This window comes from Pseudomonas sp. TE3786, assembly GCF_054057335.1.
This window is the reverse complement of sequence record NZ_JBSRZF010000035.1, coordinates 1-22,171: the sequence shown is the minus strand read 5'-3', so window position 1 is coordinate 22,171 and position 22,171 is coordinate 1. Positions and strand designations below refer to the sequence as shown.

The 22,171-nt window shown below is 55.6% G+C and carries 24 protein-coding genes; 9 read left to right on the top strand and 15 right to left on the bottom strand.

Annotation, left to right across the window (positions count from 1 at the left end; translation table 11 throughout):
* Positions 1-285 precede the first annotated feature (285 nt).
* Together pyrF and ACVW0Y_RS23620 are read right to left on the bottom strand one after the other, a co-directional pair.
* The gene (gene pyrF, locus ACVW0Y_RS23625; RefSeq protein WP_457441804.1) at positions 286-984 is read right to left on the bottom strand and encodes an orotidine-5'-phosphate decarboxylase; all 699 of its coding nucleotides are present in this window, start codon (positions 982-984) and stop codon (positions 286-288) included.
* A 91-nt stretch (positions 985-1,075) separates the two neighbouring features.
* Positions 1,076-1,801: a ZIP family metal transporter gene (locus ACVW0Y_RS23620; protein WP_457441802.1), complete on the bottom strand. Its 726-nt coding sequence runs from the start codon at positions 1,799-1,801 to the stop codon at positions 1,076-1,078.
* A gap of 82 nt (positions 1,802-1,883) precedes the next feature.
* On the opposite strand from ACVW0Y_RS23620, the gene ACVW0Y_RS23615 reads away from it, so the two are divergent.
* Positions 1,884-3,461, top strand: a complete 1,578-nt coding sequence (locus ACVW0Y_RS23615; protein WP_457441800.1) for a sigma-54-dependent transcriptional regulator — start codon at positions 1,884-1,886, stop codon at positions 3,459-3,461.
* A 102-nt stretch (positions 3,462-3,563) separates the two neighbouring features.
* Here the strand turns inward: ACVW0Y_RS23615 and sodC are convergent, their stop codons facing one another.
* Complete coding sequence (gene sodC, locus ACVW0Y_RS23610; protein WP_457441799.1) at positions 3,564-4,103, bottom strand: superoxide dismutase [Cu-Zn] SodC; 540 nt, start codon at positions 4,101-4,103, stop codon at positions 3,564-3,566.
* 344 nt (positions 4,104-4,447) lie between these two features.
* Here sodC and gcvH point away from each other — a divergent pair, with 344 nt between their 5' ends.
* The 6 genes from gcvH to ACVW0Y_RS23580 all read left to right on the top strand — a co-directional run bounded on the left by gcvH (position 4,448) and on the right by ACVW0Y_RS23580 (position 12,303).
* Positions 4,448-4,831, top strand: coding sequence for a glycine cleavage system protein GcvH (gene gcvH, locus ACVW0Y_RS23605; RefSeq protein WP_457441797.1), 384 nt, complete (start codon positions 4,448-4,450; stop codon positions 4,829-4,831).
* Between the two features lie 10 nt (positions 4,832-4,841).
* Positions 4,842-7,700 (top strand): aminomethyl-transferring glycine dehydrogenase, encoded by a 2,859-nt coding sequence (gene gcvP, locus ACVW0Y_RS23600; protein ID WP_457441795.1) that lies wholly within the window; start codon positions 4,842-4,844, stop codon positions 7,698-7,700.
* A 169-nt stretch (positions 7,701-7,869) separates the two neighbouring features.
* Positions 7,870-9,246 carry an L-serine ammonia-lyase gene (locus ACVW0Y_RS23595; protein WP_457441794.1) on the top strand — a complete coding sequence of 459 codons (1,377 nt, stop codon included), beginning with the start codon at positions 7,870-7,872 and terminating at the stop codon, positions 9,244-9,246.
* A 179-nt stretch (positions 9,247-9,425) separates the two neighbouring features.
* Complete coding sequence (gene gcvT / locus ACVW0Y_RS23590) at positions 9,426-10,547, top strand: glycine cleavage system aminomethyltransferase GcvT (RefSeq protein WP_457441793.1); 1,122 nt, start codon at positions 9,426-9,428, stop codon at positions 10,545-10,547.
* A gap of 715 nt (positions 10,548-11,262) precedes the next feature.
* Positions 11,263-11,508, top strand: a complete 246-nt coding sequence (locus ACVW0Y_RS23585; protein ID WP_457441792.1) for a DUF3077 domain-containing protein — start codon at positions 11,263-11,265, stop codon at positions 11,506-11,508.
* A gap of 141 nt (positions 11,509-11,649) precedes the next feature.
* On the top strand, positions 11,650-12,303 hold the full coding sequence (locus ACVW0Y_RS23580) for a potassium channel family protein (protein WP_457441791.1): 654 nt from the start codon (positions 11,650-11,652) through the stop codon (positions 12,301-12,303).
* Positions 12,304-12,324: 21 nt separating this feature from the next.
* Here ACVW0Y_RS23580 and ACVW0Y_RS23575 read toward each other — a convergent pair whose 3' ends face one another.
* The 10 genes from ACVW0Y_RS23575 to ACVW0Y_RS23530 all read right to left on the bottom strand — a co-directional run bounded on the left by ACVW0Y_RS23575 (position 12,325) and on the right by ACVW0Y_RS23530 (position 18,848).
* Positions 12,325-12,840 (bottom strand): hypothetical protein, encoded by a 516-nt coding sequence (locus ACVW0Y_RS23575; RefSeq protein WP_457441790.1) that lies wholly within the window; start codon positions 12,838-12,840, stop codon positions 12,325-12,327.
* 96 nt (positions 12,841-12,936) lie between these two features.
* Positions 12,937-13,578 (bottom strand): hypothetical protein, encoded by a 642-nt coding sequence (locus tag ACVW0Y_RS23570; RefSeq protein WP_457441788.1) that lies wholly within the window; start codon positions 13,576-13,578, stop codon positions 12,937-12,939.
* Positions 13,568-13,777 carry an HNH/endonuclease VII fold putative polymorphic toxin gene (locus tag ACVW0Y_RS23565; RefSeq protein ID WP_457441786.1) on the bottom strand — a complete coding sequence of 70 codons (210 nt, stop codon included), beginning with the start codon at positions 13,775-13,777 and terminating at the stop codon, positions 13,568-13,570. Before ACVW0Y_RS23565 ends, ACVW0Y_RS23570 begins: the two co-directional genes overlap by 11 nt.
* 174 nt (positions 13,778-13,951) lie before the next feature.
* Positions 13,952-14,434: a hypothetical protein gene (locus ACVW0Y_RS23560; protein ID WP_457441784.1), complete on the bottom strand. Its 483-nt coding sequence runs from the start codon at positions 14,432-14,434 to the stop codon at positions 13,952-13,954.
* Between the two features lie 210 nt (positions 14,435-14,644).
* Positions 14,645-15,847, bottom strand: coding sequence for a hypothetical protein (locus tag ACVW0Y_RS23555; protein WP_457441782.1), 1,203 nt, complete (start codon positions 15,845-15,847; stop codon positions 14,645-14,647).
* 127 nt (positions 15,848-15,974) lie between these two features.
* The gene (locus ACVW0Y_RS23550) at positions 15,975-16,484 is read right to left on the bottom strand and encodes a pentapeptide repeat-containing protein (protein ID WP_457441780.1); all 510 of its coding nucleotides are present in this window, start codon (positions 16,482-16,484) and stop codon (positions 15,975-15,977) included.
* A gap of 184 nt (positions 16,485-16,668) precedes the next feature.
* Entirely contained in the window at positions 16,669-16,938 is a 270-nt protein-coding gene (locus ACVW0Y_RS23545; RefSeq protein WP_457441778.1) for a hypothetical protein, read from the bottom strand.
* A gap of 118 nt (positions 16,939-17,056) precedes the next feature.
* Positions 17,057-17,500 carry a transposase gene (locus ACVW0Y_RS23540; protein WP_457441776.1) on the bottom strand — a complete coding sequence of 148 codons (444 nt, stop codon included), beginning with the start codon at positions 17,498-17,500 and terminating at the stop codon, positions 17,057-17,059.
* Between the two features lie 293 nt (positions 17,501-17,793).
* Entirely contained in the window at positions 17,794-18,183 is a 390-nt protein-coding gene (locus tag ACVW0Y_RS23535; RefSeq protein WP_457441774.1) for a hypothetical protein, read from the bottom strand.
* Positions 18,184-18,491: 308 nt separating this feature from the next.
* Positions 18,492-18,848: a transposase gene (locus ACVW0Y_RS23530; RefSeq protein ID WP_457441806.1), complete on the bottom strand. Its 357-nt coding sequence runs from the start codon at positions 18,846-18,848 to the stop codon at positions 18,492-18,494.
* Positions 18,849-19,136: 288 nt separating this feature from the next.
* Between ACVW0Y_RS23530 and ACVW0Y_RS23525 the strand changes: the two genes are divergently transcribed.
* Together ACVW0Y_RS23525 and ACVW0Y_RS23520 are read left to right on the top strand one after the other, a co-directional pair.
* The gene (locus tag ACVW0Y_RS23525; RefSeq protein WP_457441772.1) at positions 19,137-19,478 is read left to right on the top strand and encodes a helix-turn-helix domain-containing protein; all 342 of its coding nucleotides are present in this window, start codon (positions 19,137-19,139) and stop codon (positions 19,476-19,478) included.
* Between the two features lie 147 nt (positions 19,479-19,625).
* Positions 19,626-20,225, top strand: a complete 600-nt coding sequence (locus ACVW0Y_RS23520) for an RNA 2'-phosphotransferase (RefSeq protein ID WP_457441770.1) — start codon at positions 19,626-19,628, stop codon at positions 20,223-20,225.
* Between the two features lie 391 nt (positions 20,226-20,616).
* Here ACVW0Y_RS23520 and ACVW0Y_RS23515 read toward each other — a convergent pair whose 3' ends face one another.
* Both ACVW0Y_RS23515 and ACVW0Y_RS23510 read right to left on the bottom strand, forming a co-directional pair.
* Entirely contained in the window at positions 20,617-21,297 is a 681-nt protein-coding gene (locus ACVW0Y_RS23515; RefSeq protein WP_457441768.1) for a hypothetical protein, read from the bottom strand.
* 233 nt (positions 21,298-21,530) lie between these two features.
* A complete protein-coding gene (locus ACVW0Y_RS23510) occupies positions 21,531-21,968 on the bottom strand; it encodes a hypothetical protein (protein ID WP_457441766.1) in 438 nt (145 codons plus the stop codon).
* Positions 21,969-22,171: the final 203 nt, after the last annotated feature.

Below are 22,171 nucleotides of genomic sequence, written 5' to 3'. Positions count from 1 at the left end.
GCTGGTGTGTCGTACGACCGATTTCGCTCCCTTCGAGATTCTGGGTCCCAGCCTACGCTGGGACGACGGTGTGCAGGCCTAAGCCAGCTCGGCCATCACCGCTGCCAGCGCCTGAGCCGGGCTAGGGCCGGCTGATCGGGCAACCGATCACCAGACCACCGTATTCACAAGTAAACCACTGTCGTCCCCGCGCAGGCTGGGACCCAGGCTGGTGTGTCGTACGACCGATTTCGCTCCCTTCGAGATTCTGGGTCCCAGCCTACGCTGGGACGACGGTGTGCAGGCCTAAGCCAGCTCGGCCACCACCGCTGCCAGCGCCTCGGCCGGGCTTGCCGCCTGGCTGATCGGGCGACCGATTACCAGGTAATCGGAGCCGGCATCCAACGCTTGACGCGGCGTCAGAATGCGGCGCTGGTCATCCTGCGCGCTGCCCGCCGGGCGAATGCCGGGGGTGACCAATTGCAGATTCGGATGCGCCGCTTTCAATGCCTGCGCTTCCTGGGCCGAGCACACCAGGCCGTCCATACCGGCCTTGGAGGCCAGGCCTGCCAAGCGCAGCACCTGCTCCTGCGGCTCGATATCCAGGCCAATGCCGGCCAGGTCTTCACGCTCCATGCTGGTCAGCACGGTAACGCCGATCAGCAGCGGTTTGGGGCCATTGAACTTATCCAGCACGTCGCGGCAAGCCGCCATCATGCGCAGGCCACCCGAGCAGTGCACATTGACCATCCACACGCCCATCTCCGCGGCCGCTTTCACGGCCATGGCGGTGGTGTTGGGGATGTCGTGGAATTTCAGATCGAGGAAGACTTCAAAACCCTTGTCGCGCAGGGTGGTGACGATGTCCGACGCGCAGCTGGTGAACAACTCTTTGCCGACCTTGACCCGGCACAGCTTCGGATCGAGCTGATCGGCCAGCTGCAAGGCAGCTTCGCGGGTAGGGAAATCCAGGGCGACGATGATGGGAGTCTGGCAGGCGGACATGGGCGACAGTTCTCGGAGGTCGGTGGTCGAAAGCGGCGCGCATTGTAGCGCAAGCCATACGCCGGGCGGCAGGCCCGGCGATCAGCGCCATTCAAGTGGCGTGGTGCAAGGCCAGCGCGGTCATAAACCCGGCCAGAGTGATCAGCCCGGTCCATGCCTGGGTACTGGCAAACGCTTCGGGAATCAGCGTATCGACCAACATGCAGAGCACCGCCCCGGAGGAAAATCCCAGGGCAAATGCCAGCCACATGGCATCCACCCCAGCGAACAACCCAGGCCCGGCCATCGCGGCAAAACCCGAGAGCAGCACAATGCTGCCCCACAGCAAGAAGATATACAGCCGCCGCGTGCCCCCGGCGCGCATCCCGGCCGCGCTGGCCAAGCCTTCGGGCAGGTTGGAGAGAAAGATCGCCACCAGCATCACCATGCTGACCTTACCGCCATCGAGCAAACCCAAGCCCAACCCGAGGGATTCAGGAATGCCATCGAGAAAGGCACCCGCCGCAATCAATACACCCAGCAAGGCCGTCGCGTTGGCTTTGCCCTGCAAGCGGTCCAGGCCTTTGCTGGCCAACACAAACACCACACCGCCGGCAGCCAGTCCAAGCAAGGTCGGCAACGGCCCGCCGAGTTCCTCCGCATCGGGAATCTGCTCGAAACACAGCGCCGCAATCAGCACCCCGCTGCCGTAGGCCATGATCGCCGCCAGCAGTTTCTTCGGCAGCTGCACATAAGCGCCGATGGCAGCGCCCACCAGCAGGCTGCTAGCGGCCAACCAGCCCCACAGGCCGGCTTGAAGCGTTAACGACTGCGGCATGATTTTTCCTTATTGGCCCGGTTCGCCAAGGGTAACCGGGAACGGGCATACTTGCCCCGCTCTCACCTCGTCAGCAGCCCGTATGCGTATTCACGTCAGCTTTATCGACCGCGTTGGTATCACCCAGGAAGTGCTCGCCCTGCTGGGCGGGCGCAATCTCAACCTGGACGCCGTGGAGATGATTCCGCCCAACGTCTATATCGACGCCCCCAGCCTCAGCCCCCAGGTGCTCGAAGAGTTGCGCGACGCGTTGTTGCAGATTCAGGGCGTGCAAAGCATGCATGTGGTCGACATCCTGCCCGGCCAGCGCCGCCGCCTGCAGCTCGATGCGCTGCTGGCCGCCATGACCGACCCGGTGCTGGCGGTGGACGGCTCCGGCCATGTACTGCTGGCCAACCCGGCGCTGACCGCGCTGTGCGGCCATGAAGCCGCCGGCGAACCGCTGACCGCCCTGTTCGACGACGAAGGCTTGCAACAGGCGCTGATCGACCACGGTTTTCGCCTGCCGATGCGCGAGGTATCGCTCAAGGGCCAGGCTCTGCTGCTGGACGCCATGCCGATCACCGACAAGCCCGGCAGCGACAACCAGGCCAGCAACGATCAGCTCGGCAACGATTCAACCAGCGCACAGCCGCACCTGGCTGGCGGCCTGCTGACCCTGTACTTGCCCAACCGCATCGGCGAGCGCCTGTCGGCCCTGCACCACGACCATGCCGAAGGCTTCGACTCACTGCTTGGCGACTCGCAGCCGGTACGCAACCTCAAGGCCCGCGCGCAACGCATCGCCACCCTTGATGCGCCGCTGCTGATCCGCGGCGAAACCGGCACCGGCAAAGAGCTGGTGGCCCGTGCCTGCCACGCCCTCAGCCCGCGCAGCAACGCGCCTTTTCTGGCCCTGAACTGCGCGGCGCTGCCGGAAAACCTCGCCGAAAGCGAACTGTTCGGCTATGCCCCCGGGGCCTTTACCGGGGCCCAGCGCGGCGGCAAACCGGGGCTGCTGGAACTGGCGCACCAGGGCACCGTGTTTCTCGATGAAATCGGCGAAATGTCGCCCTACCTGCAAGCCAAGTTGCTGCGTTTTCTCAGCGATGGCAGCTTCCGCCGTGTCGGCGGCGACCGCGAAATGAAGGTCGATGTGCGCATCCTCAGCGCCACCCACCGCGACCTGGAGCAGATGGTCAGCCAGGGCAGCTTCCGCGAAGACCTGTTCTACCGCCTCAACGTACTGACCCTGGAAGTGCCGCCCCTGCGCGAACGCGGCCACGACATTCTGGTGCTGGCGCGGCACTTTATGCAGCAGGCCTGCGCGCAGATTCAGCGGCCTATCTGCCGCCTGACGCCCGGCACCTACCCGGCGCTGCTCAGCAACCCCTGGCCTGGCAATGTGCGGCAACTGCAAAACGTGATCTTCCGCGCCGCCGCCGTGTGCGACAGCCCGCTGGTGGATGTGGGCGATCTGGATATCGCTGGCACCTCGGTGGCACCGCAGGGCGAAGGGGACGTTCGCAGCCTGGAAGAGGCCGTGGATGGCTTTGAAAAGGGCTTGCTGGAGAAGCTGTACAACAGTTACCCGTCCAGCCGGCAGCTGGCGGCGCGGTTGCTGACCTCGCATACGGCGATTGCCAAGCGGTTGAAGAAGTACGGGATTGGAAAGGGTTAGAACCCACCGAAGGTTCCGTAGGAGCGGCTTTAGCCGCGATGCAATTTATCTAAAAAGCATCGCGGCTAAAGCCGCTCCTACGGGATAGATGTTGGGCTGGGGTTATTTGATCACCCCGCAGGCAAATCGCGCCCCGCCACCACCGAGTGGAGCCGGATGATCCGAGTGGTTATCCCCACCGGCATGCACCATCAACGCGTGACCACTCAACTCCGAGAGCTTCTTCAACCGCGGTGCCAACACCGGCTGGCTGGCTTTGCCATCGGCGGTCACCAGCAGCGCCGGCAAATCCCCGAGGTGGTTGCCGTCTTCCCATGGAAAGCCATGTTTGCCGGTTTTATCCGGGTCCCAGTGGCCACCCGCCGCGCCGGCCGGAGTGGCTTTGCCGTCGATGGTCGCCGCGTCGCAGCTACCGTTCATATGCACGTGAAACCCGTGAATACCGGGCTGCAAACCGCTGAGCATGGGGGTAAACACCAGGCCGTACTTCGACTCGGTCACCACCACATTCCCCACCGGCTTGCCGGCACCGTTTGCGCTGGCCTGGTTCAGTTGCACCGTAAGCGATTCAGCCGCCGTGGCAGCGGTGGCGGCACCGAGCAGCACGGCAGCAGCGAGCAGATGACGAGAAATCTTTTGCATAGCGAGCATCCTATTTCCATGGGCAGGTGGGTAAGTGACTGTAGTTGAGCCCTCGGGGTTCCCCCTGCACCTGTAACCGTATCGATTTCAATACGTCGTAACGAAATCGCTCCAAAACACAGCGCACCCAGCCCACCAGCCGCTCTAGCGCAATAAATTGCGCGACTGCCCCGTCACTGTATCGTTTTCATTCCACCCAGCCCGCCACTGAATCCCCCTACCGGCCGCCAAGCCCCGGATTACCTACTTACTTCAAAGCTGGCACCGCCCTTGCTAACAGCCTTGGCCATTACTCCGGCAGCGCCCGCCTACAGAGCGGGCCGCCCTTGACCCTAGGAAGCGACATGAGCGAATTGCGATTCACCAGCGAACATGAATGGCTGCGTCTGGACAGTGATGGCCTGGTTACCGTCGGCATTACCCCCTACGCTCAAGAAGCCCTTGGTGATGTGGTGTTCGTGCAATTGCCGGAGCTCGGTGCCCACGCAGCCGACGCTGAAGTGGCCGTACTGGAATCGGTAAAAGCCGCCAGCACCATCGCCATGCCCGTGGATGGCAACGTGGTTGAAGTGAACGCCGCACTGGAAAACGCACCGGAAACCGTTAACGAAGATCCCCTCGGTGCAGGCTGGTTCTTCCGTATGCAACTGGCCGACAACAGCGTGCTCGCCACCCTGCTAGACCAAGCCGCTTACGACCGCCTGCTCAAAGCCAACGACGACGCCTGAGGCCCTGACGATGACCATCTCCCTCGACACCCGCAACGAATTTATCGCCCGTCATATCGGCCCGCGCGAACGTGATATCGCCGCCATGCTGCAACAGTTGGGTTATGACTCCCTGGAAGCCATGAGCGCCAGCGTGATCCCCGACAGCATCAAGGGCACCAGCGTGCTCAACCTGCCCGAAGGCCTCAGCGAAACCGCCGCCCTGGCCGAAATCAAAGCCATCGCCGACAAAAACCACCAGTTCAAAACCTATATCGGCCAGGGCTACTACGGCACCCTGACCCCAGCGCCAATCCTGCGCAACCTGCTGGAAAACCCGGCCTGGTACACCGCCTACACCCCGTACCAACCGGAAATTTCCCAAGGCCGTCTGGAAGCCCTGCTCAACTTCCAGACCATGATCTGCGACCTCACCGGCCTGCAAATCGCCAACGCCTCCTTGCTGGATGAAGCCACCGCCGCCGCCGAAGCCATGACCTTCTGCAAACGCCTGGCGAAAAACAAAGCCAGCCAGACCTTCTTCGCCTCCCAGCACTGCCACCCGCAAACCCTCGACGTGCTGCGCACCCGTGCCGAGCCGCTGGGCATTGAGGTAGTAGTGGGCGACGAGAGCACCATCGAAGATTTCTCCGCCTACTTCGGCGCGCTGCTGCAATACCCGGCCAGCAATGGCGACATTTTTGACTACAGCGCGCTGGTCGAGCAGTTCCACGCCGTCGGTGCCCTGGTGGCCGTGGCCGCCGACCTGCTGGCGCTGACCCTGCTCACCCCGCCCGGCGAATTCAACGCCGACGTGGCCCTGGGCAGCGCGCAACGCTTTGGTGTGCCGCTGGGCTTTGGTGGCCCGCACGCCGCCTATTTCGCCACCCGTGATGCATTCAAACGCGATATGCCGGGCCGCTTGGTCGGCGTGTCCATCGACCGCCATGGCAAGCCGGCGTTCCGCCTGGCCATGCAAACCCGCGAGCAACATATCCGCCGCGAAAAGGCCACCAGCAACATCTGCACCGCCCAGGTGCTGCTGGCCAATATCGCCGGCATGTATGCCGTGTACCACGGCCCGCAAGGCCTGACCCAGATCGCCAAGCGTGTACACGTACTCACCGTGATCGCCGCCCAAGGTCTGGCCCAGCTCGGTTTGCCAGTGGCGCAAGCCAGCTTCTTCGACACCATCACCCTGAACACCGGCGCGCGCACCGCCGAGCTGCACGCCAAGGCGTGGGCCGCGCAGATCAACCTGCGCCAGATCGATGCCGGCCAACTGGGCCTGTCCATCGACGAAACCACCACCCAGGCTGACATCGAAGCGCTCTGGGCGTTGTTCGCTACCAGCGGCCAAGCCCTGCCGGACTTCGCAGCCCTGGCCGCCAACGCTGGCCTGCAACTGCCAGAAGCCCTGCTGCGCACCAGCAGCTTCCTGCAGCACCCGTCGTTCAACCGCTATCACTCGGAAACCGAGCTGATGCGCTACCTGCGTCGCCTGGCCGACAAAGACCTGGCCCTGGACCGCACCATGATCCCGCTGGGCTCGTGCACCATGAAGCTCAACGCCGCCAGCGAAATGCAGCCCATCACCTGGAGCGCCTTCGGTGGCCTACACCCCTTCGTGCCGGCGGACCAGGCCCAAGGCTACCAACAGCTGACTGACGAACTGGAAGCCATGCTCTGCGCGGCCACCGGTTACGACGCCGTTTCCTTGCAACCCAACGCCGGTTCGCAAGGCGAATACGCCGGCCTGCTGGCCATTCGCGCCTACCACGCCAGCCGTGGCCAAGGTGAACGCGATATCTGCCTGATTCCCTCCTCTGCCCACGGCACCAACCCGGCTACCGCCAATATGGCCGGTATGCGCGTGGTGGTGACCGCCTGCGACGCACGCGGCAACGTGGACGTGGAAGACCTGCGCGCCAAGGCCTTGGAACACAAAGACCGGCTGGCCGCGCTGATGATTACCTACCCGTCCACCCACGGCGTGTTCGAAGAAGAGATCCGCGATATCTGCGCGATCATTCACGACAACGGCGGCCAGGTGTACATCGACGGCGCCAACATGAACGCCATGGTTGGCCTGTGCGCCCCAGGCAAATTCGGCGGCGACGTCTCGCACCTGAACCTGCACAAAACCTTCTGCATTCCCCACGGCGGTGGCGGCCCGGGCGTTGGCCCGATTGGCGTGAAGTCGCACCTCGCGCCATTCCTGCCCGGCCACGGTCATATGGCCCGCAAGGAAGGTGCCGTGAGCGCCGCGCCGTTCGGCAGCGCGAGCATTCTGCCGATCTCCTGGATGTATATGAAAATGATGGGCGGCGAAGGCCTGAAACGTGCCTCGCAACTGGCCATTCTCAGCGCCAACTACATTGCCAACCGCCTTGAAGAACACTTCCCCGTGCTTTACGCCGGCAGCAATGGCCTGGTGGCCCACGAATGCATCCTCGACCTGCGCCCCCTGAAAGAAACCAGCGGCATCAGCGTTGATGACGTCGCCAAGCGCCTGATCGACTACGGCTTCCATGCACCGACCATGTCCTTCCCGGTGGCCAACACCCTGATGATCGAGCCCACCGAAAGCGAATCCAAAGAAGAGCTGGACCGCTTCTGCGACGCCATGATCAGCATCCGCAACGAAATCCGCGCCATCGAACGCGGCGAGTCGGACGCCCAGGACAACCCGCTGAAAAACGCCCCGCACACCGCCCAGGAACTGCTTGGCGAATGGCCGCATGCCTACAGCCGCGAGCAAGCCGCCTACCCGCTGGCAAGCATCGTGGAAGCCAAGTACTGGCCGCCCGTGGCGCGCATCGACAACGTCTACGGCGACCGCAATTTGGTGTGTTCCTGCCCGTCGATCAGCGAATACGCTGACGCCTAAAAGCATCGCGGCTAACCGGAGCGCCGGACCGGCCGCTCCTACAGGGGACCGCGTTCTCTTGTGGGAGGGGCTTTAGCCGCGATGCCCCCACCGCCTATCCCCAAGACCGCAAGGGGCACACACCTCGCGGTCTACGCTGCATCAATAGCCTTCTGTATCCGAGGTCTGCATGGCACTTAGCGTCTTCGACCTATTCAAGATCGGCATCGGCCCATCGAGCTCACACACCGTGGGCCCGATGCGCGCAGCTGCGCGTTTCGCCGAGGGCCTGCGCCGCGATAACCTGCTGGCCGACACGGTCACGGTAAAAGTCGAGCTTTACGGCTCCCTCGGTGCCACCGGCAAAGGCCACGGCAGCGACAAGGCCGTGCTACTGGGCCTGGAAGGCGAGCACCCGGACACGGTGGATACCGCCAGCGTCGACCAGCGTCTGGCCGCCATCCGCAAAAATGGCCAGCTCAACCTGCTCGGTGAAAAGCCCATCGCCTTTGTGGAAAAACAGCACCTGGCGATGATCCGCAAACCACTGCCACAACACCCCAACGGCATGATCTTCCGTGCCTTCGACGCCGCCGGCCTGCAACTGCGCAGCCGCGAGTACTACTCGGTGGGTGGTGGCTTTGTGGTGGACGAAGATGCCGCCGGTGCCGACCGCATTGTCGAAGACGCCACCGTGCAGCCCTACCCGTTCAAAAGCGGCGACCAGTTGATGGCCCACTGCGCCGAGCACGGCCTTTCCATCAGCCAACTGATGCTGGCCAACGAAAGCGTCTGGCGCCCGGAAGCCGAAACCCGCGCTGGCCTGCTGCGTATCTGGCAAGTGATGCAGGACTGCGTTGAAGCCGGCTGCCGCAACGAAGGCATCATGCCCGGCGGGCTCAAGGTCAAACGGCGTGCTGCCGCCCTGCATCGGCAACTGTGCAAAAACCCGGAAGCGGCGCTGCGCGATGCCTTGTCGGTGCTCGACTGGGTGAACCTCTACGCCCTGGCCGTCAACGAAGAAAACGCCAGCGGCGGCCGCGTGGTCACCGCCCCCACCAATGGCGCGGCCGGCATTGTGCCGGCAGTGCTGCATTACTACGTGCGCTTTATTCCCGGTGCCAACGACGATGGCGTGGTGCGCTTTCTGCTCACCGCTGCTGCCATCGGCATCCTCTACAAGGAAAACGCCTCCATCTCCGGTGCCGAAGTCGGCTGCCAGGGTGAAGTGGGCGTAGCCTGCTCCATGGCCGCCGGTGCCCTCTGCGAAGTTATGGGCGGCAGCGTGCAGCAAGTGGAAAACGCCGCGGAAATCGGCATGGAACATAACCTTGGCCTCACCTGCGACCCCATCGGCGGCCTGGTGCAGGTGCCGTGCATCGAACGCAACGCCATGGGTTCGGTGAAAGCCATTAACGCCGTGCGCATGGCCTTGCGTGGCGACGGCCAGCACTTTGTCTCGCTGGACAAAGTGATCCGCACCATGCGCCAGACCGGTGCCGACATGAACAACAAATACAAGGAAACGGCGCGTGGTGGCTTGGCCGTGAACATCATCGAATGTTGAGCGACCTGCTGGCTGTCCTCGCCCCCCGCCCTGCGCCCGCCAGCAGCAGCGGCGAGCCGCTTGGCGACACGCCCACGCCCCTGAACAACACACCGATCAGTCCCCTCGCCCAGCTATGGGAAAGGGCCAGGGAGAGGGGCCCGTCCCTCCCCCCCGCAAAACGCAAAGGAGCACCGTAAATGTCCACCGAAAACCTGGCCAAAACCCCTCTGCACGCCCTGCACCTGGAACTCGGTGCGCGCATGGTGCCGTTCGCCGGCTACGACATGCCGGTGCAATACCCCCTCGGCGTGCTCAAGGAACACCAACACACCCGCGACCAGGCCGGGCTGTTCGACGTGTCGCACATGGGGCAGATTCTGCTGCGTGGTGCCAATGCCGCCGCAGCCCTGGAAACCCTGGTGCCGGTCGACATCATCGACCTGCCGGTGGGCATGCAGCGCTACGCCCTGTTCACCGACGAAAACGGCGGCATCCTCGACGACCTGATGGTCGCCAACCTGGGTAACGACACCCTGTTTCTGGTGGTGAATGCCGCCTGCAAAAACCAAGACCTGGCGCACCTGCAACAGCACCTGAGCGGCCAGTGCGAAGTAGTCGCCCAATTCGACCGCGCCTTGCTCGCCCTGCAAGGCCCGGCCGCCGTCACCGTGCTGGCGCGCCTGGCACCTTCAGTTGCGAAGATGACCTTTATGAACTTCCAGCCGGTCACCCTGCTGGGCGTCGACTGCTTCGTCAGCCGCTCCGGCTACACCGGTGAAGACGGCTACGAAATCTCCATCCCCGCCGATGCCGCCGAAAAAATCGCCCGCGCCCTGCTGGCCGAGCCGGAAGTTCAGGCCATCGGCCTTGGTGCCCGCGACTCGCTGCGCCTGGAAGCCGGCCTGTGCCTGTACGGCCACGACATGAGCACCGCCACCACGCCGATTGAAGCCGGCTTGCTGTGGGCCATCTCGAAAACCCGCCGTGCCGATGGTGCCCGTGCTGGCGGTTTCCCCGGTGCCGAACGGATTTTCGCCCAGCAACAGCAAGGTGTGGCCAGCAAACGCGTCGGCCTGCTGCCGCAAGAACGCACCCCGGTGCGCGAAGGCTGTGAAATTGTGGATGCCGATGACGTGGTGATCGGCAGCGTATGCAGCGGCGGCTTCGGCCCCACCCTGGGTGCGCCGCTGGCCATGGGGTATGTGAGTGCCGGGCATAACGCCCTGGAAAACACCGTATGGGCCCTGGTGCGCGGCAAGCGCGTACCCATGAAAGTGGCCAAAACCCCGTTCGTGCCGCAGCGCTATTACCGCGGTTAATCAGCCGTTTCCAGGCCAGGCCAATCGAGACTGAATCGGATGGCCGCCGCCCTCCTACAGCTTGTGCGGTCCGTAGGAGCGGCTTCAGCCGCGATGCTTTTGATCTGCCCTCATAGCAGGCAGCTACTTTTCCAGGTCTACCCAATCGCGGCTAAAGCCCCTCCCAGCAGAGCACGCGAGCTTCTGTGGGAGGGACTTCAGCCGCGATGCTGTTGGCGTCTAGCTTCGAATTGCCGCGTATGGCGGTAAATTCCGGATCCCGAATCGTCGGACCGCCGCCTGCGCGAGAATGACGGTGAAAGGTGCAAAACCTCCGTCGTCCCTGCGCAGGCTGGGACCCAGAATGTCGAGCCATGCGCCATAGGCGAAAAAACGTCTTACCAGCCTGCAAACAAAACGCAGATTTCCCACAGCACGCGTCCGGCCTGTAACCTGTGCGCGCGCTGCCGCCGAGCCTATAGTCGTTTCGTCGTTGCCCAATCAACGACCGGGTTTGACCGCCCGACTTCTTTAACTCCGGCGCAAAAGCGCCCCGTCCCATCTGGAAGCTGGCGCTTTTTTTGTGCCTCCACTTTCAGCTATGGCGGCTGTACGTGGGACACCTTCGGGTGTGCCGGGTTTGGGAGTTACCGGTCGGTCAACCCATGTACAGCTGCCACCCAATTCGTTTGACCGCGAACGGAGGCAGATAAACTCCTACTTCAAGGTAAACGTCATGAACCAAGAAACCGAAGTAACCAAAACCAGCACCTTCTGTGTACCCGACGGCATACCGCTGTTTTCGGTCAACGCTGGCGTACCCGTCAGCGACGCCCTGGAGCAGTCGGCCATTCTATTGGAGTGCATCAAGTATTTGATCGTGATCCGTGAAACCACTGATCCCGACAAACACGCCACCGTCTTGCAATACCTCACCGAGATGGCAGAAGCCCTGGTAGACGCCACCCGCGCTGTGGAATAAGGCGTCGGAACAGGCCACGGTTTGCACCACGCCGTGGCCTGCTCTACAACGCACGCAAACGCCTCCCCAGGGACAGATTTTCTGAGCTATCGCCGCCACGCCAGTGTCTGCATTCAAACCCGCCGCAATCCAAGGTCGCCCATGCTCGCCACCACCTACCTGTACCGTCATCCCTCCGCCGGCCTGCTGTTCGTGCAACTGCTCGGCGTGCTGCTCTACCCCTGGATGGAAGACACCCCCATGAGCCGCGCGCTGTTCGGTGCCTTTGGCCTGGTGGTACTGGGCATGGCGCTGCAGGTGGTCAAACGCAGCTCGGCACAAACCTGGGTGGCGGTGCTGTTGGCCGCGATGGTGCTGGGCCTGTCGGTACTCGACCAACTGATGCCGGCCGTTAGCCTGGAAGCGCTGATCGCGTTACTGGAAGCGTTGTTCTACCTCTACGCCGCCATCAGCCTGATCATCTATATGAACGCCGACCACCGCGCCACCACCGATGAACTCTATGCCGCCGGTGCCACCTTCACCCTGCTGGCCTGGGCCTTCGCCCACCTCTACACCTTCTGCCAACTGCTGCTGCCCGGCAGCTTTGGCGCGCTGATAGATCCGCAGGCGGCGCGCAGCTGGATGGAGTTGTTGTTCCTGAGCTTTACCACCCTGTCCGGCGTGGGCCTGGGCGACATCATTCCGCTCACGCCTATGGCGCGGTCGCTGGTGATGATCGAGGAGTTTGTCGGGGTTATGTACCTGGCGCTGGTGGTGTCGCGGTTGATAGCCCTGACGGTGATCAAGCGCTGACCCCGTCAGCAGCAACAGCCGCTACTGCTCCTGGCGAAACACCACCTCACCGCTATCCAGGTTCTCAATCAGCGAATTGATCCGCACAAACGTCACCTGCCCCTCGAACGCCTTGGCGTTGCTCCAACTCACGCGGTAGCGCTGCCCGGCCTTGAACTCGACGTTCTCAGCCTTGAACCCACAGCGCTCGCCGCCTGGGCCCATGGCGTTTTTCGACAGCCAGCACCATTGCAGCGAATGCGTGCCGGCCGGCACTTTCAACGCCTGAAAACCGCGTACCGGAGTGGCCGTAGCAGCGCCGGCCAGCAGGCGACCATCCAGATGGGTGGCGAGCAACAGGCGGTGGGTAGAAAGGCCGGCTTCGCGCGTGGACGACGTGCTGAAGTAGATAACCGAGGTGGCGGTGGCGTTTTGGGCCAGGTCGATAGGGTGCACGGCGGCGATATCGGTTTGGTAGTTGCTGTAGGTGAAGGTGGAGCAGGCGGTTAGCACAAGACTCAGGGAGAGAAATCCGAGGGCGGTACAAAAACGGGGCATGGGTGGCGGCCTTGGGAGGTGCGTGAATGGCGGCATTATTATTCAACTCTAAATTAGAGCAACTTAATAAATCCGTCCCTTTTTGGCTCCTAAAAATCAAGTCACCCCCTTAAGCTCAGCAATAATCTCTGGATTACCAATCGCTATAAAGCCACCTTCTGGATCGTCAAAATCTCCAAACCTCTTTAAAACCAGACCTTTCCTACTCGAAACGAATTTCACTAGTTCTATATCGGATTGCAGTTTCCCACTCCAACCATTTATGAGGAGATCATCTAAATCCAACCCTTTAGGCACAGCAACAATGTAGGAAGCGCGCTCAGCGAACAGTACTTTAACTGCAATATCATATAGGTCACAGGTCAATCTTGCACCGCCATAAAACTTCAAACCTTTGGCATCTTCCAAGCAAACTTCTGGAAATCTTACTTCCTCAGGAATATCTATACCATTAAACTTTATAGCGCCCCACAACTTTCTGTACTTGACCACTTTCGAATTTGGCTGCCAGGTTTCATTTCCCACGAGCAGAATAAATTCGTAGCCGGGGCGCCCATCCATTAAGCGACACCCCAAAAACTTAAAGACCTTAACTATTGACTCGAATGAGCGCTCAGAAACAAAAAAACTTGCAGCCGATATATTTTTCCACTCACGCCTATCTAACGAAGGTATATGTAGTACTTCGTTCGTCTCTGAAACGTCACTGGAAACCAGTAATTTAATATCAGTAATCATAGTGATTCCCCGATTCGTCATTAAAGTGCGACCCTCGATTTTGAGAGTTCCCGTCTCCAAAGTCGTGGCCTCCCGCGTCGTCTCGTATCACTACCGTTTTCGTACCGCCACCTGCTTTCGGAAGATCAAGCTCATAAATCACGCCAGGTTGTGGATTCCCTCGTCTGTCGACGTTTGGAAGAACTCGACTTGGCTGCATACTCGGAGGAATCAGAATTTAAAAGAACAAACAAAACTATAAATTAAAAACAGGCGGCTGATTTTATTGCCGATCTAAGCCTTTTAACTATTAGGAAGTTAGTGCAGGCAAATAAATTTTAAAAGTTTTCTTGAAAAGCGCTCTTAGCAACCCCCCCTATCTGAAACGCAGTCATCAGGCGTCAGACCTAATGCAATCAACCAATTCAAGAATCAACTTATAGTAAAATCCTTTTTCAAGCAGTAGGCATACACTACCACCCACATCATCATAAAAATGCAACTTTTCCTGAACTGAACCTTGGACTAAAGCAACACCGCAGGCATCGAATATATATATAGGAGAATAAAAGAAAATATTATCTATTACCTCATCGGACACCTCGTGTTTTTTATATTTTTCGCACACCACTTCCTCGTAATCTGTCAGCACACACTCTCGAAGCTCTAAAATCTCTTCAGAAGAAAAATCTAACAGCGCAGGATATTCTCTCTGCCCTTGCAACTCAAACTCAAAACCTCTACACAGCTCAAGCAAGTCATAATTAAATTTATTATTTCCGTACTTTCTACCAAGTATATAAATGAAAACCTTACCCTCATCAACTGAAAATCTCTCAACTTCAAAAGCAACTAACTCAATATCTCCGACCACCATGGCTGATTACTCCCTTTAGCTTTAAAACCTAGCTCTCTTAAAACTTTCGCTGTAAAAAAATGGGACAGATTTATTATTCAACTCTAAATTATAGAAACTTAATAAATCTGTCCTCTTTTCCTCCATAACCACATACACAAGAATACTTCGGTGCATCGATAATCTCTTACGGGGCGATCACATTGAGTAAAAATTCCCGCCTTTCCAGTTTTATAAAACACGTTTAAGAGGAGAACTATCGCTCACAAGCTTCAACCCTAGAGGAATATTTATATTTTCACGTATAAGTACATCTATAACCTCACCCAGCACCGGGTCGTTCCTCAGTCCCACGCCATTTCGCTCAGAATAAGAGGGAGGAAACTTGTACCACTCCCCGTCATAGGGACCATTAAGCTGAAAGATAACAACTAAGCCTTCTCCATCCTTGGTTGGGCCCTGAACTCTTACGTCCGGCCTTGCTCCAAGCCTGGGCTGCAAGGACATAAGCTTTTCCTTCAGTGCCGCAAACTGTGGGTGGGGTAACCGACGTAGCGTGTTGTCACCCGCCACTGGTTGACCTAGCAAATAACCGTTCGGCATTAATAAATCTTGCCAGCCCTCAACTCCCACGGGATCGGGCATCTCAAAACCACAATCACGCAAAAACCGAATTGTCCGCCGTCGGTCAAGATCGTCACTAAGACCAAATCCGGACTTTTCGTCGTAGCCTTTTTTCAGGCGTGTACAAAATATTGCTCGCTCGTTGGACCACGTTGCTAACCGCTCAGCTGGCAAGGGATTGATCTGCAGGGTGGACAAAACAGGCTCTATAAACTCCTTGTCGAGATTCGTCGTGGATTGGCCGGGCGCTTGCTTTTGAGTGGCGTGCAGATGGAGAGGGAATTTTGTCTCGCCGTTAGTTTCCCAGCAAAAATAATCGAGCACTCGGAGTAAATAAAGTGAGGTGTCATTATCTGAATAAAAGCGCGCACAGCGGCCACCCGACCAGCCCACCCAACTTGCCGTTACGAGCCGATATGTGGTCATGCGCTTGCTTAGATACTCTCGGTACTCTTCAAAAAAAATATCTGGAGTTAAATAGTCCGCGTGAATCTCATAGCCACCTGTAACAGTCAAGGAGTTGACTCCTCCAACCTCCAGTAAGGCACCATTGGCAACCGTTCCTAGCAAGTCCACGGTCAGCGAATCTGAACGAAGCGAGTGACCGTACCCGAGCCACTCACCACACGGAGTTTGCTTAAAAGCCGAAGGCAGCTCAAAACTAACCCGCTGCAAGTCGGTTATTCGACTTTTGGATTTCTCACACAGTTGGTACTGAACAACGCCTGCATTGCTGACTGAGCCAGGCTTAACACTGTTATCACAGCCCGAGATCAACAGAAGAACCACAAGCAAAAATTTATTTTTCACGGCACCCTCGTAGCGTTTCCTTGCTCATTAATCAAGGAAAAGGGTACTGATTTATTTTTAAACTCTAAATTAGAGCAACTTAATAAATCTGTCCCCTTTCATAGGTATCCGAAATATCGGGGGTGGTTCAATCTGCCCCCTTTTCGCTCCCAACGTTCTCAGCCTTAATGGCACCGCACGACCCAGGATCGAATCCTTCCGGCCAAATGGTGCGACCGTCATATAAAGCATCTACAAGCATGCACTTGTCTATCTGTACAACGTCAAAATTAGCACCACTCAAATTGACCCCTTTAAAATTTACGCCCTGTACATCTACGCTTTTAAAATTGGCCTTAGATAAATCAGCCCCTGAAAAATCCGCATAATCAAGAACCGCGCCCGAAAAATCGACACCTATCATAGATGACCCTGTCAAAATAGAGTTCACCAAAGAAGCATCTTTCATTTTAACGCCATTTAAAACAACAAAATAAAACACTGCATTTCTTAAATTTGCACCAGTGAAATCCGCATAATTCGCATCGATACGATCAAATATCGCGCGATGCAAATTAACACCTTTAAAGTCCGCACCAATAAAGCTATCAAAAGCAAATTCTAACGAAGCACCAGTTTCAAAATCAACAGTAATCATCTGTTATTCCAATCATTCGGAGAAACTTCCAAACTTACAGCAGGTCTCTTTTTTCTGCCTTATAAGAGGTCAACACCCCAGGCACAACTTTGACATCTCGACCCAGAACTTTAGCAGCTACATATTCGCTTATTCGCTTTATTAGAAATCGGGGGTGGTTCAGTCTGCCCCCTATTTACCACAATTAACAAGAGACATTCAAACCACAAGCAGAGATAAAATCACGTATCGGCATATCAAGAAAGCTACTCTCTCCAGCGGAAAGAACATCTTGCAATGTGACGATGCCTTTTTCAAAGTCCAAAGAAACGTCAAAGCAATTAAACTCGAACTCACTGAACAGAACGCTCTTTGAGCAAATCCTCTCATCAAAGGCATCTTTCAAAATAGAGCGAACGCTGTCGTCCAACTCTTGGGCAACAAATCGTTCTATTATTGTGCCGCCACTGCTCATAACCATTCCTTACTAGTACGGGAATTCAGTCTGAATCACACCATCCCGAACATTTATTTTGATTGTCGATGTTGGAGCGCCTGAGACGTTTGTTCCAATCACCTTACCTGCGTTGTACTCAATAACGTGGGCCATTAGGAGTTACCTTCCCATATCTCAGTGCGTTATCAACATAGCTAGAGACATCTTTAACAGATGTTCCTTGCGAGAACTTACTAACATTCGCAAATCCTGAGTCACAGTGAAACAGGGGACAGACCACGTTTTCTAACACATTTTCTACTTGTCTATTTTCGGTTACATACTGAACGTAGCGCTGACCCAAACCCTTCATCATTCGACTTACACTGTGCTCTGTAGAGGGTGTCAGAAGCAGGTGGACATGATTGGTCATCAAGCAATATGAATGTATAGCGCAACCGTGCTGACGGGCTTGTTCGAAAAGCTGTTTTAGATAAAACACATAGTCGTCGTCAGAGAAAAAGCATGCCCCGCGATTATTCCGGCGCTGGATCACATGAAGCGGTACACCCGGGATAAGCAACCTGGCACGACGTGGCATAGGGAAATCCTTTTCCTATCGTTATATTCATAATCGAAAAACGTGGTCTGTCCCCTATTCGCTCTTTTTCACTTCAACGCTGCATACGTCACCTACACACCAGTCTGGACGAACACTGCCCGAAGTGCCGTAAGGAACTTCTTGTCCATTTTTATAACTGACTTGTGGGCGAGCTCCAGCACCAAGATCAGCGCCGACATCAATTTCAGATTTTTGGGGTGTGGGACGAACAGGTGTCCCAGTAGAGGCAAGATCATCTACCTTTCCAGCAGCACCGCCAGTTGCTTTTGCACCTACAAGTAATCTAGCCAGTCACCGGACTTAACATTCTGTCTCTTCTTGAGAAAATCCTCGTACCGAGCTTTATGTTTTTCAACAGCACCCTCAACATCTATAGAAATAAAACCACGCCCTCTCTCCTCTACAGATAAAGCTGTTGGCTTAATCTTCATCGGCGAAAGCTCTATCAAGACCCCGGAAATCTTAGACTTATGAAATATAAAGCTCTTTCCTCCGGCCAAGGGAAGGATTTCATCCATCACAGAAAACATTATTTCAGGGTTAGACATCTCAATTTTTTCGCCATCTTCATAACTTTCTGAATAGTTCTCTGGGATGAGGAAAAGCTTATAATCAATAATAACCAGCCAGCCATCTAGCTCAACAATATCGCCGATATTCATTATCACTTCCCTATCACAATGGCATTAACGCCTGTTGACATTGCGCCATCTAACAACCCTTGCTGAACACCTCTTGGCCCGACATACGGGTCTCGTGTCATATAGGGAAACAGGGGACAGACCACGTTTTCTAACACATTTTCTACTTGTCTATTTTCGGCCTACCAGGGTTACCTCGGCTCGCCCCACGCCCCAAAGCCTCCTCTACTTCTTGAGAGAATCGAGTGCTTCCCAACGCGTAATTCCCGTTAGTTGAGCATCTAATTTGCTCTACCAGTTTTGGATCTAATTTAAGCGCAAATAGTTCTCTATAGTTTTTTTGCACTAGATACTCCTTCCGTGTCTAACGCCGTGTAGATCGAATGTGGATTAACCAACACTGAAGGCTCCGACTGTGCATTGATCCGGTAACTCGACCATTGGTATTCCGCCGGGTGCTCGACAATCCGGGCTCTTACCGGGTTTAGCTCTATATATCGATAACAGGCCAGCACATAATTTTCTTCCTGCAACAGACAGGACCTAAACCGCCCTTCCCATAGCGTGCCCGTGCGGCGATAGGTTCTATTTACATACTGAACGTAGCGCTGACACAAACCCTTCATCATTCGACTTACACTGTGCTCTGTAGAGGGTGTCAGAAGCAGGTGGACATGATTGGTCATCAAGCAATATGAATGTATAGCGCAACCGTGCTGACGGGCTTGTTCGAAAAGTTGTTTTAGATAAAACACATAGTCGTCGTCCTAGAAAAAGCATGCCCCGCGATTATTCCCGCGCTGGATCACATGAAGCGGTACACCCGGAATAAGCAACCTGGCACGACGTGGCATAGGGAAATCCTTTTCCTATCTTTATATTCATAATCGAAAAACGTGGTCTGTCCCCTATTCACCCATATACCGCCAATAGTAGTATTTACAACAAGCAGTGGTAAAACCTGGAGTACGTTAATGGCTGTCCTATTACAGATCGCGTCGACGATAGCCATGAGCATCACCAGCGAAGAACGTGAATTTTTCATTGCCCTGGGCGAACGCATTGCCCGCCTGCGCAAAGAACACGGCATCACCCAAACCCAGCTGGCTGAACGGCTGGGCGTGTCCCAGCAGACCATCCAAGCCTATGAGTCCGGCAAGCGGCGTATCCAGGTAGCGGCGCTGCCAGAGCTGGCCCGGCTGCTTTCGACCACACTCGAAGAGCTGTTTGGTCAGCAGCAGGAAACCACTGTGCGTAAACGTGGCCCCGCTCCGAAATGGCAACAGCAACTGGAAGCCATCGACCAGCTACCTTAGAGCCAACAGAAATTCGTTGCGCAGATGCTCGATGCCCTGATCGCTCAGGCCACGACTAAAGCTAGCAGCGAAGGAAGGGAGATTTTGCAGTAAGTAAAAAGACTGCGACTAAATCCTGAAAAATCGAAAAATGCATGCAGGACAATCATGAATAACAAGCAACTGAACGAAACAAGCAAGTTTTTAAGTTATATCTTGCGCCATGAGCCTCGCACTATCGGATTGCAACTCGACGCAGAAGGCTGGGCAGACATAAACTCGTTGATTACCGGCGCAGCGAAAGAAGGCTGCGTACTTGACCATGCAATAATTCAGGCAGTAGTAAATAGCAGTGACAAGAAACGCTTTACCCTCTCCGACGATGGCCAGCGTATTCGAGCGGCACAGGGACATTCAGCACCAGACGTAAACCTCCAACACATAGAGAAAGAACCGCCAGAATTCCTCTACCATGGCACTGCAACACGCTTTCTTGAATCTATTCTTCAGCAAGGATTGATTGCAGGTTCACGCCACCATGTGCATCTATCACAGGAGACTCTGACGGCTATCGCTGTCGGACAGCGCTACGGTAAACCAGTGGTTCTGAAGATTGAATCCCTGCGGATGTACCAACAGGGATTTAAATTTTTTCAGGCTGAAAATAGTGTTTGGTTAACTGAAGCGGTTCCCGTTAATTTTATTTCAAAACAAAATCAACTGCCCGACAGCTCATTGGATAAAAATACATCTACAGCCAGCACATGAAAAGTAAGATTCTCTGACAAAAACTGAATGCTGAAATGCCTCAACTTCGGCGGTTCGTGACTCGACACAGAACGCCATGCTTTCAAGTTATTCCTTACCAATTCGGAGTCTATAAACTCGGTCAACTTACCCAGCCGAAACTCACCTGGATCACCATCAAACTCAAAAATAGCACCTCCAGGGAATGGCTCCCGAATAAAGCATCGCACAGACTTGAACGCAACCTCCCGCCTTAAAGCCAGTACAACCTCTTCGCTATCAACTACAACCTCTTTCTCATACTCAATATCAAGTATCACATCCGAGCCAACGGAGTGGAATGATACTCTTGACTCACCATATCCTGGCAGCCACTCATATGGATCTAGTATTAATTTTGGCTGACCTATTTTCATGGACGCACCGACTTTAATTGCTCTGCGCCTGTCGGCGGCAATTTGTTATTTTTTAACTGATCTGCTGCCAAATCATTGAATGTCTTACCTGGATAAGCCTCAACACCTGTCTGATTTCGCCCGAACCACTCACTTCGAGGGATAGCTGCCTGCTCAAGCGCGCTAGAAGTTCGCGTATTCAAAATAAGGCGAGTCCCATTCATATCTACATAATCAACGGGAAGCTGATTCGGCTTAACTGTCCCAGCCCTCAAAGCGCCGGCTAAGTCATCAACTGTCTTGATCGGTGTGCCAGCCAGCTCTGAGTATACCTTTTGCCCGTCCTCACTAAAGGATCGATCAGACTTGATTTTATTTTGAGCAAAATTTGCTTCTGTTAACGACCCTCTCTCTGCATTAGCAAGGGTACCTGCGCCTTTTGCACCACCAACCGTAGAAGTACCAAGTCCTCCCTCTTGACTAAAGCTGGGCGTGTTGCTCTTAAGCGTACCATTTATGGCGCTTGTCGCCCCTAGCACCCCTACTGCATTTATCCCAAACGGATTAAATCCCGTCTGATCACTGTAGATCCCCAACTGAGCCAGATAATTAGCATCGTTGTTTAGCCACAGCTCAGCAATTTGAGTTAGATGCAGCTGTCCGGCTAGCGTCCAGTCCCGCGCATTGCTGCGTAGCAAAACAGGGGACAGACCACGTTTTCTAACACATTTTGCTACTTGTCTATTTTCGGCCTACCAGGGTTACCTCGGCTCGCCCTACGCCCCAAAGCCTCCTCCATTTCTTGAGAGAATCGGTGGATTAACCAACACTGAAGGCTCCGACTAATACATCAGCGTTCTTGCCGGGTGAACGAGCGGCGGCTGGCTCTGAAAAATGTAGTCTGTCCCTTATTGGAGTCCTTTTTCTTTCATTACATAGGGCATCCGGGCTCTCCACCTTTAGCACTCTCAAACAGCTTACTGAAATTCCGCTCCCACATGAAATTGTAAGCGATGGCAGACATTTTTGTTTTGCAGTTTGAATCTCCATCGGCGACCACTACATTCAAAAAATACCCTGCCGCCGAACCTGACGGCACCGATATCGAGAACTCTGCCTTCCCATTCTCTTGGGATTTCGATAAGTTCGGACTAAAGGCAAATCCAGCTCCATTTCCAGCACTTACATAGCCAGGATGAAAGCATTTAACTAGATAGGCCTCGATACGTGGCTCAACAACTGGCCGCTCGTCTGAAATGCAATACGTTTGGCTCGGACTCCCCGTACTTATCAATTCTTCTTTTGTTTTCGGAAAAACTGAGCAGCCACCTATAGCTGACACGATGAAGAATAGAATATATTTTTTCATATCAACCCTAATAAAATAAAAATCAGGTCATGCCGCACACAGAGAAAAAACCTGAAGAAAAGGGGACAGATTTATTATTCAACTCTAAATTAGAGCAACTTAATAAATCTGAACCACCCCCGATATTTCGGACACCCATGAAAGGGGGCAATCCCCGAGGAGGTGTTTGGTGGAACAACGTAATCGGTTTACAGCAGAGTTCA

Bases quoted from the DNA above. Each gene is read 5' to 3' on its own strand.
- pyrF (WP_457441804.1), bottom strand. From the start codon at position 984: ATGTCCGCCTGCCAGACTCCCATCATCGTCGCCCTGGATTTCCCTACC.
- ACVW0Y_RS23535 (WP_457441774.1), bottom strand. From the start codon at position 18,183: ATGAATATCGGCGATATTGTTGAGCTAGATGGCTGGCTGGTTATTATT.
- ACVW0Y_RS23575 (WP_457441790.1), bottom strand. From the start codon at position 12,840: ATGCCCCGTTTTTGTACCGCCCTCGGATTTCTCTCCCTGAGTCTTGTG.
- ACVW0Y_RS23620 (WP_457441802.1), bottom strand. From the start codon at position 1,801: ATGCCGCAGTCGTTAACGCTTCAAGCCGGCCTGTGGGGCTGGTTGGCC.
- ACVW0Y_RS23540 (WP_457441776.1), bottom strand. From the start codon at position 17,500: ATGCCACGTCGTGCCAGGTTGCTTATCCCGGGTGTACCGCTTCATGTG.
- gcvH (WP_457441797.1), top strand. From the start codon at position 4,448: ATGAGCGAATTGCGATTCACCAGCGAACATGAATGGCTGCGTCTGGAC.
- ACVW0Y_RS23565 (WP_457441786.1), bottom strand. From the start codon at position 13,777: ATGCAGCCAAGTCGAGTTCTTCCAAACGTCGACAGACGAGGGAATCCA.
- ACVW0Y_RS23595 (WP_457441794.1), top strand. From the start codon at position 7,870: ATGGCACTTAGCGTCTTCGACCTATTCAAGATCGGCATCGGCCCATCG.
- ACVW0Y_RS23530 (WP_457441806.1), bottom strand. From the start codon at position 18,848: ATGACCAATCATGTCCACCTGCTTCTGACACCCTCTACAGAGCACAGT.
- ACVW0Y_RS23545 (WP_457441778.1), bottom strand. From the start codon at position 16,938: ATGAGCAGTGGCGGCACAATAATAGAACGATTTGTTGCCCAAGAGTTG.
- ACVW0Y_RS23560 (WP_457441784.1), bottom strand. From the start codon at position 14,434: ATGGTGGTCGGAGATATTGAGTTAGTTGCTTTTGAAGTTGAGAGATTT.
- ACVW0Y_RS23585 (WP_457441792.1), top strand. From the start codon at position 11,263: ATGAACCAAGAAACCGAAGTAACCAAAACCAGCACCTTCTGTGTACCC.
- ACVW0Y_RS23615 (WP_457441800.1), top strand. From the start codon at position 1,884: ATGCGTATTCACGTCAGCTTTATCGACCGCGTTGGTATCACCCAGGAA.
- gcvT (WP_457441793.1), top strand. From the start codon at position 9,426: ATGTCCACCGAAAACCTGGCCAAAACCCCTCTGCACGCCCTGCACCTG.
- sodC (WP_457441799.1), bottom strand. From the start codon at position 4,103: ATGCAAAAGATTTCTCGTCATCTGCTCGCTGCTGCCGTGCTGCTCGGT.
- ACVW0Y_RS23525 (WP_457441772.1), top strand. From the start codon at position 19,137: ATGGCTGTCCTATTACAGATCGCGTCGACGATAGCCATGAGCATCACC.
- ACVW0Y_RS23580 (WP_457441791.1), top strand. From the start codon at position 11,650: ATGCTCGCCACCACCTACCTGTACCGTCATCCCTCCGCCGGCCTGCTG.
- ACVW0Y_RS23570 (WP_457441788.1), bottom strand. From the start codon at position 13,578: ATGATTACTGATATTAAATTACTGGTTTCCAGTGACGTTTCAGAGACG.
- ACVW0Y_RS23550 (WP_457441780.1), bottom strand. From the start codon at position 16,484: ATGATTACTGTTGATTTTGAAACTGGTGCTTCGTTAGAATTTGCTTTT.
- ACVW0Y_RS23520 (WP_457441770.1), top strand. From the start codon at position 19,626: ATGAATAACAAGCAACTGAACGAAACAAGCAAGTTTTTAAGTTATATC.
- gcvP (WP_457441795.1), top strand. From the start codon at position 4,842: ATGACCATCTCCCTCGACACCCGCAACGAATTTATCGCCCGTCATATC.
- ACVW0Y_RS23510 (WP_457441766.1), bottom strand. From the start codon at position 21,968: ATGAAAAAATATATTCTATTCTTCATCGTGTCAGCTATAGGTGGCTGC.